Origin of the sequence: Bizionia sp. (assembly GCF_048259285.1) — a bacterium.
Lineage (GTDB): Bacteria > Bacteroidota > Bacteroidia > Flavobacteriales > Flavobacteriaceae > Algorimicrobium > Algorimicrobium hallyeonense.
Genome location: NZ_JBLXHU010000027.1, coordinates 22906 through 33749 on the forward strand (window position 1 = coordinate 22906; position 10844 = coordinate 33749).

The window sequence follows — 10844 nt, forward strand, 5'->3', positions numbered from 1 at the left end:
TCACTATACACCATTCAATTTGTTTACGCAATTATTTTTAAGCTTGACCCGTAGGACCAAAATTAAGAGGAATTGGAGGTTGCTCGTAATCTTTGATTTCACCATGGGCATTTTCAAAACGCGTCACGTTTTCGCCTAAAGCTTTCAATAAACGCTTGGCATGTTGTGGAGTTAAAATAATACGAGATTTCACCTTACTTTTAGGTGTACCTGGCATAACGCTAACAAAATCTACTACAAATTCCGAAACGGAATGATTAATTATAGCTAGATTGGAATAAGTCCCTTCTGCTACTTTCTCATCAATTTCAATATTTATCTGTCCTTGTTTTTTCTGATTTGGATTATCACTCATAATAGTATATTATAAAAAAATAGCGTGAATTTCTTCACGCTATTTTTAGTTTATTAATTAGTTATAATTAACCTCTTGTTTAGCTTGCATCATTTCATCAAACTCTTCCTTGGATCCAACGATAATGTTTTCATAAGATCTCATACCAGTACCAGCTGGAATTCTGTGACCTACAATTACATTTTCCTTAAGACCTTCAAGTGTATCTACCTTACCATTTACGGCTGCTTCGTTAAGAACTTTTGTAGTTTCCTGGAACGATGCTGCTGATATAAACGACTTGGTTTGTAGCGATGCTCTTGTAATACCTTGTAAAATTGGTGTAGCCGTAGCTGGTTGTGCATCACGTGCTTCAACTAACTTCTTATCTTCCCGACGTAATAAAGAATTTTCATCTCTTAAATCACGAGGCGAAATAATCTGACCTGGCTTAATATTTACAGAATCACCTGAATCCTCGACAACTTTCATTCCGAAGATATCATCATTTTCTACAATGAAATCTGCTTTATGTACCAATTGGTTTTCAAGGAATGTGGTATCACCAGAATCCATGATTCTAACTTTACGCATCATTTGTCTTACAACAACCTCAAAGTGCTTATCATTAATTTTTACACCTTGTAAACGATATACTTCTTGTACTTCGTTCACTAAATATTGCTGAACCGCTGAAGGGCCTTTAATATTTAAAATATCATTTGGCGTAACAGAACCATCAGATAAAGGCATACCTGCTTTTACAAAGTCATTTTCTTGAACAAGAATTTGATTTGACAATTTAACCAAGTACTTCTTAATTTCACCTAATTTCGATTCTACAATAATTTCACGGTTACCACGCTTAATTTTACCGAATGATACCACACCATCAATAGCACTAACTACGGCTGGGTTAGATGGGTTACGCGCTTCGAATAATTCCGTTACACGCGGTAAACCACCGGTAATATCACCTGACTTGGCAGATTTACGAGGGATTTTAACTAAAATTTTACCAACTTTAATTTTATCGCCATCGTCAATCATTAAGTGAGCTCCTACTGGTAAGTTGTAAGAACGCATGGTGTTTCCTTTAGCATCTTCAATATGAAGTGTTGGAATAAGCTTTTTATTTCTAGATTCAGAAATTACTTTTTCTTGGAATCCAGTTTGCTCATCAATTTCAACTTGATATGTGACACCTTGCTCGATGTTTTCATAACGTACTTTACCAGCAAATTCTGAAATAATTACACCGTTATATGGATCCCATGAACAAACAACATCACCTTTCTTAAGTGCATCACCATTCTTAATAAGAATAGTAGAACCATAAGGAATGTTATTGGTACTTAATGTGATACCTGTTTTCTTATCAATTAATTTTAATTCAGAAGTACGTGAGATAACCATGTTAGCTGGGTTTCCATCAGAGTCTTCACCCTTAATAGTTTTAAGCTCATCAATTTCTGCAATACCATCGAATTTAACTATCAATTTGTTGTCTTCCGAAATGTTACCTGCAATACCACCTACGTGGAATGTACGTAAGGTTAACTGCGTACCTGGTTCTCCAATAGATTGTGCGGCTACAACACCAACAGCTTCTCCACTCTGTACCATTTTTCCGGTTGCTAAATTACGACCATAACACTTGGCGCAAATACCTTGTTTAGCTTCACATGTTAATGCGGAACGTACTTCAACAGCATCTACTGGTGAGTTTTGAATTGTTTTAGCAATAACTTCATCAATCATCTCGTTTGCTCCAACCAATAACTCATCTGTTAATGGGTTGTAAACATCGTTTAAAGAAATACGACCTAAAATACGCTCTGCTAAAGTTTCAACAACTTCATCATTTTTCTTTAATGGTGAAACTTCTACACCACGTAACGTACCACAATCAACACTATTTACAATAACATCTTGTGATACATCTACCAAACGACGTGTTAAGTAACCAGCATCGGCCGTTTTAAGAGCCGTATCGGCAAGACCTTTACGTGCACCGTGTGTTGAGATAAAGTATTCTAAAATTGAAAGACCTTCCTTAAAGTTAGAAAGAATTGGATTTTCAATAATTTCTCCACCACCTGCAGTCGATTTCTTCGGTTTCGCCATTAATCCACGCATACCTGTAAGCTGACGAATCTGTTCTTTAGATCCACGAGCTCCAGAATCAAGCATCATATACACCGAGTTGAAACCTTGTTGATCTTCACGAATACGCTTCATAGACAATTCAGTCAATTCAGCATTCGTTGATGTCCAGATATCAATAACTTGGTTATAACGTTCGTTGTTGGTAATAAGACCCATGTTATAATTGGCCATAATACCGTCAACCTTAAGGTTTGCTCCATCAATCATAGATTGTTTTTCTGGTGGGATAATAATATCTCCTAAACTAAATGATAGTCCACCTTGGAATGCAAAGTTGTAACCTAATGTTTTAATTTCATCTAGGAAAGCAGCCGTTTCTGGCACACTTGTTACTTTTAAAATATCACCAATAATATTACGTAGTGATTTTTTAGTCAATACTTCATTAATATAACCAGCAGCATGAGGTACTTTATCATTAAATAATACACGACCTACTGTAGTGTTTATTACTTGTAATGTTAGTTCTTCCGCTTCGTTAAAAGCATAAGTTCTTACTCTGATGGACGCATTTAAGTCTACACGACCTTCATTATAAGCAATTACTACTTCTTCAGGCGAATAGAATGTTAAGCCTTCACCTTTAATTTTAACTTCGTCTGTTGATATACGTTCTTTAGTCATATAATATAAACCAAGTACCATATCTTGAGAAGGTACTGCTACTGGCGAACCATTAGCTGGGTTTAAAATATTATGCGAGGCTAACATTAATAACTGACATTCTAAAATAGCTTCAGGTCCTAATGGTAAATGCACAGCCATTTGATCACCATCAAAATCGGCGTTAAATGCCGTGGTAACTAATGGGTGTAACTGAATAGCTTTTCCTTCAATTAATTTTGGTTGGAAAGCTTGAATACCTAATCGGTGAAGCGTAGGCGCACGGTTAAGTAATACTGGATGTCCTTTAAGTACATTTTCCAAAATATCCCAAACCACAGGCTCTCTTTTATCTATAATTTTCTTCGCAGATTTTACAGTTTTAACAATACCTCTTTCAATTAGTTTTCTAATTACAAAAGGTTTGTATAATTCGGCTGCCATATCCTTAGGAATACCACATTCGAATAATTTTAATTCTGGTCCAACAACAATTACAGAACGTGCTGAATAATCTACACGCTTACCAAGCAAGTTTTGACGGAAACGTCCTTGCTTACCTTTTAATGAATCTGATAAGGATTTTAATGGTCTGTTAGAATCTGTTTTAACAGCAGATGATTTACGTGTATTATCCAATAACGAATCTACAGATTCCTGTAACATACGTTTTTCGTTACGTAAAATAACTTCTGGTGCTTTAATTTCAACCAAACGCTTTAATCGGTTATTACGAATAATAACACGACGATATAAATCATTTAAATCGGATGTTGCAAAACGACCACCATCTAACGGCACTAACGGACGCAATTCTGGTGGAATAATTGGAATAACTTTTAAAATCATCCATTCTGCACGATTCTCACGATTTTCGTTAGACTCACGCAGGGCTTCAACAACTTGTAAACGCTTTAAAGCTTCTGTTTTACGTTGTTTTGACGTTTCTGTATTTGCTTTATGGCGCAATTCAAATGATAATTCATCTAAATTAATACGTGATAAAAGCTCAATTAAACATTCCGCACCCATTTTAGCTAAGAATTTATTTGGATCTGTATCGTCCAAATATTGATTCTCTTTTGGTAGGGTTTCTAATATGTTTAAGTATTCTTCTTCAGTAAGGAAGTCCATTTTCTGAACTGGTTCTCCTTCTGCATTTTTAGCAATACCTGGTTGAATTACTACATAACGTTCGTAGTAAATAATCATATCTAATTTCTTAGAAGGTAAACCAAGTAGGTAACCAATTTTATTTGGTAATGAACGGAAGTACCAAATGTGCGCCACTGGAACCACTAAATTAATGTGTCCAACACGATCACGACGTACTTTCTTTTCTGTTACTTCCACACCACAACGGTCGCAAATAATACCTTTGTAGCGAATTCTTTTATATTTTCCACAAGCACACTCGTAATCCTTAACAGGACCAAAAATACGCTCACAGAATAAACCATCACGTTCTGGTTTATGAGTTCGATAATTGATAGTTTCTGGCTTTAGAACTTCACCGCGAGATTCTGCTAAAATAGACTCTGGTGATGCTAAACCAATGGAGATTTTATTAAATCTCTGTACTGTATTCTTATCTTGTTTTCTTGCCATGTTTTATGTTTTTAGTATGGACAGCCCGAAGACTGCCCTTACATACAACGGTTTTTTTTATTTGGGCCAGTTACGAATTGTCCCGTAAATATTACTCTTCTAATCTGATATCCAGTGCTAAACCTTTCAATTCATGCATAAGCACGTTGAAAGATTCTGGCAATCCTGGTTCTGGCATTGGCTCACCTTTAACTATACTTTCGTATGTTTTAGCTCTACCAATTACATCATCAGATTTAACGGTCAATATTTCTCTTAATGTTGCAGATGCTCCATAAGCTTCTAATGCCCAAACTTCCATTTCTCCAAAACGCTGACCACCAAATTGTGCTTTACCACCTAATGGCTGTTGCGTAATTAATGAGTATGGTCCAATAGAACGTGCGTGCATTTTATCGTCCACCATGTGACCTAGTTTCAGCATGTAGATAACACCTACGGTTGCTGGCTGATCAAAACGGTTTCCTGTTCCACCATCATAAAGATAGGTATGTCCAAATCTTGGAATTCCAGCCTCATCTGTAAATTCATTAATTTGGTCTAGGGTTGCACCATCAAAAATAGGCGTCGCATACGTACGGTTTAATTTCTGACCTGCCCAACCAAGAACAGTTTCATAAATCTGCCCAATGTTCATACGAGATGGTACACCAAGTGGATTTAAAACAATATCAACAGGTGTTCCGTCTTCAAGGAATGGCATATCTTCTTGACGAACAATACGCGCTACAATACCTTTGTTACCATGACGACCTGCCATTTTATCACCAACTTTAAGTTTACGTTTTTTAGCAATGTAAACTTTAGCTAATTTGATAATACCAGCTGGTAATTCATCACCTACAGAAATCGTAAACTTCTCACGACGTAAAGAACCTTGTAAGTCGTTTTCTTTAATTTTGTAGTTATGAATTAAATCGGCTACTAATTTATTTGTATAATCATCAGTAGTCCAAGATCCAGCAGTTAAGTGGGTATAATCATCTACAGCATTTAACATTTTAAGTGTATATTTCTTACCTTTTGGTAGTACTTCTTCACCTAAATCATTAAAAACACCTTGCGCTGTTTTACCAGATACAATAGTGAATAGTTTTTCAACTAAAATATCTTGTAAATCATCAAACTTTTTGAAGTATAACGCTTCTAAAGCAGCAATATCTTCTTTATCTTGAGCTCTCTTGCGCTTATCTTTAACGGCACGAGCAAATAATTTTTTATCAATTACTACACCGTGTAATGATGGCGACGCTTTTAATGATGCATCTTTCACATCACCAGCTTTATCACCAAAAATAGCACGTAATAATTTTTCTTCAGGAGTTGGATCTGATTCCCCTTTTGGTGTAATTTTACCAATAAGAATATCCCCAGGCTTCACTTCTGCTCCAACACGAATCATACCGTGTTCATCTAAATCTTTAGTTGCTTCTTCTGAAACGTTAGGGATGTCATTCGTTAATTCTTCGTTCCCTAATTTAGTATCACGAACTTCCAATGAATACTCATCAATATGAATTGATGTAAATACATCATTTCTAACAACTTCTTCAGAAATTACAATAGCATCCTCAAAGTTATACCCTTTCCAAGGCATAAAGGCTACTTTCATATTTCTACCTAAAGCTAATTCTCCCTTTTGTGTTGCATAACCTTCACAAAGAACTTGACCTTTCTTAATTTTATCACCCTTTTGAACAATTGGCTTTAAATTAATGGAAGTTCCTTGGTTGGTTTTTCTGAACTTAACAAGTGGATATGTTTTTGTATCGCTTTCAAAGCTTACTTTCGCTTCATCTTCAGTTCTATCGTATTTGATAGTAATTTCGTTAGCGTCAACATATTCTACAACACCACTTCCTTCGGCGTTTATTAATACACGCGAATCTGATGCTACTTGTCTTTCTAATCCTGTTCCAACAATTGGTGCTTGCGGACGTAATAATGGTACGGCCTGACGCATCATGTTAGATCCCATTAATGCACGGTTGGCATCATCATGTTCCAAGAATGGAATTAATGAAGCCGAAATAGATGCAATTTGATTTGGCGCTACATCAGTATAGTCAATTTCACTTGGGTCAATTACTGGGAAGTCACCTTCCATCCGCGCAATTACCTTATCATGTAAAATTTTACCATTGTCATCAACCTTAACAGTTGCTTGTGCAATTAATTTATCTTCTTCCTCTTCAGCACTTAAGTACGTAGGGGTGCTCTTAATATCTACAACACCATCTGTAACTTTACGGTAAGGCGTTTCAATGAATCCCATAGAATTCACTTTAGCAAATACAGAAAGTGACGAAATTAAACCAATGTTTGGTCCTTCTGGTGTTTCAATAGGACATAAACGTCCGTAGTGTGTGTAGTGAACGTCACGCACCTCAAACCCTGCTCTTTCACGAGATAAACCACCAGGTCCAAGAGCTGATAAACGACGCTTGTGCGTAATTTCAGCAAGTGGATTGGTTTGATCCATGAATTGCGATAATTGGTTAGTACCAAAGAATGAATTAATAACAGACGATAAAGTCTTGGCATTAATTAAATCGATAGGTGTAAATACTTCGTTGTCACGTACATTCATACGCTCACGAATAGTTCGCGCCATACGTGCTAAACCAACACCAAATTGTTGTGACAATTGCTCACCAACTGTACGTACACGACGGTTAGATAAGTGATCAATATCATCAATCTCTGCTTTAGAGTTGATAAGTTCAATTAAGTATTTAATAATAGTAATGATATCTTCTTTGGTAAGCACTTGCTTATCCATACCAATATCAAGACCTAATTTTTTATTCATTCTATAACGACCTACTTCTCCTAAAGAGTAGCGTTGGTCTGAAAAGAATAATTTGTCAATAATACCACGTGCAGTTTCCTCATCTGGTGGCTCTGCATTACGTAATTGACGGTATATATGTTCAACAGCTTCTTTTTCAGAGTTTGTTGGATCTTTTTGTAAGGTATTATGAATAATTGCGTAATCTCCTTGTTGTGCGCTTTCTTTATGTAAAAGAACGGTTTTCACACTTGTTTCAAGAATTTCTTCAATATTATCTTTATCAAGAACGGTATCACGATCTAATACAATCTCGTTACGCTCAATTGAAACTACTTCTCCAGTATCTTCATCAACAAAATCCTCATGCCATGTGTTAAGAACACGCGCTGCAAGCTTACGTCCTAATACTTTTTTAAGTCCTGCTTTAGAAACTTTAATTTCTTCAGCAAGGTCAAATATTTCTAAAATATCTTTATCACGTTCAAAACCAATGGCTCTGAATAACGTTGTTACAGGTAATTTTTTCTTACGGTCGATATACGCATACATCACTTGGTTGATGTCTGTTGCGAATTCAATCCATGATCCTTTAAATGGAATAACTCTGGCTGAATATAATTTTGTTCCATTGGCATGGAATGATTGACCAAAGAATACACCTGGTGATCTGTGTAACTGCGATACAACTACACGCTCTGCACCATTGATACAGAAAGTACCAGAAGGTGTCATATAAGGAATTGTTCCTAAGTACACATCTTGAACAATGGTCTCGAAATCCTCATGTTCAGGATCTGTACAGTACAGTTTAAGTCTTGCCTTGAGCGGTACGCTATATGTAAGTCCACGTTCTATACATTCTTCAATTGTATAACGTGGTGGATCAATAAAGTAATCTAAAAATTCTAAAACAAATTGATTACGTGTGTCTGTAATTGGGAAATTTTCCAGAAAGGTATTATATAAACCTTCGTCTCCTCTTTCTTCAGATTTAGTTTCTAGCTGGAAAAAATCCTGGAAGGATTTTATCTGAATATCCATAAAGTCAGGATATTCTGTTCTATTTATAATAGACGAGAAATTTAATCTTTCAGCTTGTTTTGTTAACATCAATGGGCGGAATTTTGATTAAAAAAAATAAAATAGCGTATGTAACGATTATATACGCAAAATGGTCTAGGCCTAAAAGTGTTCACTTTAGACCTAAACCGTAATGTTTTAGAGTGCTTAAATTACTTAAGCTCAACCTCTGCTCCTGCTTCCTCTAATTGAGATTTTAGAGCTTCTGCTTCGTCTTTAGAAACACCTTCTTTGATAGGGCTTGGAGCACCATCAACTAATTCTTTAGCTTCTTTTAATCCTAATCCAGTTAATTCTTTAACTAGTTTTACAACTGCTAATTTAGAACCACCAGCGGCTTTAAGGATTACATCAAATTCTGTTTGCTCTTCAGCAGCGTCTCCACCACCAGCAGCAGGACCAGCCATAGCTACAGCAGCTGCTGCAGGCTCGATACCATACTCATCTTTTAATATAGTTGCTAATTCGTTAACTTCTTTTACTGTTAAGTTTACTAATTGTTCTGCGAAATCTTTTAAATCTGCCATTTTTCTATCGTTTTAATAAATTTTAATAATAATATAATTGTAATTAAGTGCGTACTATTTGTGACTATCCTTCTTTTTCAGATAGTGTTTTTAAAATACCTGCTAATTTACCACCACTTGATTTAAGTGCTGAAATAACGTTTTTAGCTGGTGATTGTAATAAGCCAATAATATCACCGATAACTTCTTCTTTAGATTTAATATTTACTAAAGCGTCTAAGTTTTCGTCGCCAAGGTATATAGCTTCCTCAATAAATGCTCCTTTTAAAAGTGGCATTTTTGATTTTTTACGGAAGTTCTGAATAACTTTAGCTGGTGCATTACCAACTTCAGAATACATGATTGACGTATTTCCCTTTAATGTTGAAGGAAGGTTGCCAAAATCTTTATCTGATGCTTCCATTGCTTTTTCAAGCAAGGTATTTTTAACTACGGCCAATTTTATATTTGCCTTAAAACAAGCACGACGTAAATCTGATGTCGATCCTGCGTTTAATCCGGAAATATCTGCTAAATAAATAATATTATTATCGGCTAATTGCGCAGTTAATTCTTTAATTACTTGTGATTTTTCTTCTCTAGTCATAATAAAAGTTTTAAACTACTTAACCAATTTTATTATCTACAGCTATACTTGGACTCATGGTACTAGACATAAAAATGCTCTTCACATAAACTCCTTTAGCAGCAGTTGGTTTAAGTTTCATTATTGTTTGTAATAATTCGTTTGCATTACCTGCAATTTTATCAGCACTGAAAGATGCTTTACCTATTGATGCGTGTACAATACCAGTTTTATCAACTTTAAAATCAATTTTACCAGCTTTTACATCGCTAACAGCTTTAGCAATATCCATTGTTACTGTACCTGTCTTTGGGTTAGGCATTAAACCACGAGGACCTAATACACGTCCTAAAGGACCTAATTTACCCATAACACTTGGCATAGTTACAATAACATCTACGTTTGTCCAACCACCTTTAATTTTATCAAGGTATTCATCTAAACCAACGTAATCTGCACCAGCTTCTTTAGCTTCTGCTTCTTTATCTGGTGTTACTAATGCTAAAACTTTTACGTCTTTACCAGTACCGTGAGGAAGCGTTACAACGCCTCTTACCATTTGATTTGCTTTTCTTGGATCTACGCCTAAACGTATTGCCAAATCAACAGATGCATCAAATTTAGTATTGGTTATTTCTTTTACTAATGCTGAAGCTTCACCGACAGAGTATACTCTACCTTTCTCGATTTTTGCTACAGCTTCTTTTTGTTTCTTTGTTAATCTTGCCATTTTACAATTTTTTTAGATTAATTAGGGGCAGTACCGCCTTTAACAGTTATACCCATTGATCTAGCAGTACCCGCAACCATTGTCATGGCTTTTTCGATTGTAAATGCATTTAGATCTTGCATTTTATCTTCAGCGATGGTTCTAACCTGATCCCAAGAAACTTTTGCTACTTTTTTAATGTGTGGTTCACCTGAACCCTTTTTCACTTTGGCCGCTTCTAATAATTGTACAGCTGCAGGAGGCGTTTTGATAACAAAGTCAAATGATTTGTCTTTGTATACCATAATAACCACTGGTAAAACTTTACCAGGCTTATCTTGTGTTCTAGCATTAAACTGCTTACAGAACTCCATGATATTAACTCCAGCGGCACCTAAAGCGGGTCCAACCGGTGGCGACGGATTCGCTGCACCTCCCCTAACTTGTAGTTTAAC

Annotated in this window: 7 protein-coding genes; all 7 read right to left on the reverse strand. The window is 35.8% G+C overall.

Going from position 1 to position 10844, the window contains the following annotated elements; all coding sequences use genetic code 11:
- Nucleotides 1-37 precede the first annotated feature (37 nt).
- Nucleotides 38-355: a DUF3467 domain-containing protein gene (locus ACN0QX_RS11980; protein ID WP_248395219.1), complete on the reverse strand. Its 318-nt coding sequence runs from the start codon at nucleotides 353-355 to the stop codon at nucleotides 38-40.
- 57 nt (nucleotides 356-412) lie between these two features.
- Nucleotides 413-4714 (reverse strand): DNA-directed RNA polymerase subunit beta', encoded by a 4302-nt coding sequence (gene rpoC, locus ACN0QX_RS11985; protein ID WP_417197253.1) that lies wholly within the window; start codon nucleotides 4712-4714, stop codon nucleotides 413-415.
- Nucleotides 4715-4805: 91 nt separating this feature from the next.
- Nucleotides 4806-8618, reverse strand: a complete 3813-nt coding sequence (rpoB, locus tag ACN0QX_RS11990) for a DNA-directed RNA polymerase subunit beta (RefSeq protein ID WP_248395221.1) — start codon at nucleotides 8616-8618, stop codon at nucleotides 4806-4808.
- Between the two features lie 122 nt (nucleotides 8619-8740).
- A complete protein-coding gene (rplL, locus tag ACN0QX_RS11995) occupies nucleotides 8741-9115 on the reverse strand; it encodes a 50S ribosomal protein L7/L12 (protein WP_248395222.1) in 375 nt (124 codons plus the stop codon).
- 64 nt (nucleotides 9116-9179) lie between these two features.
- Nucleotides 9180-9701 (reverse strand): 50S ribosomal protein L10, encoded by a 522-nt coding sequence (rplJ, locus tag ACN0QX_RS12000; RefSeq protein WP_248395223.1) that lies wholly within the window; start codon nucleotides 9699-9701, stop codon nucleotides 9180-9182.
- 19 nt (nucleotides 9702-9720) lie between these two features.
- Nucleotides 9721-10410, reverse strand: coding sequence for a 50S ribosomal protein L1 (rplA, locus tag ACN0QX_RS12005; RefSeq protein WP_248395224.1), 690 nt, complete (start codon nucleotides 10408-10410; stop codon nucleotides 9721-9723).
- Nucleotides 10411-10427: 17 nt separating this feature from the next.
- Nucleotides 10428-10844 (reverse strand): 50S ribosomal protein L11 (gene rplK, locus ACN0QX_RS12010; RefSeq protein ID WP_417197256.1); only part of this gene is annotated, 417 nt, incomplete at its 5' end.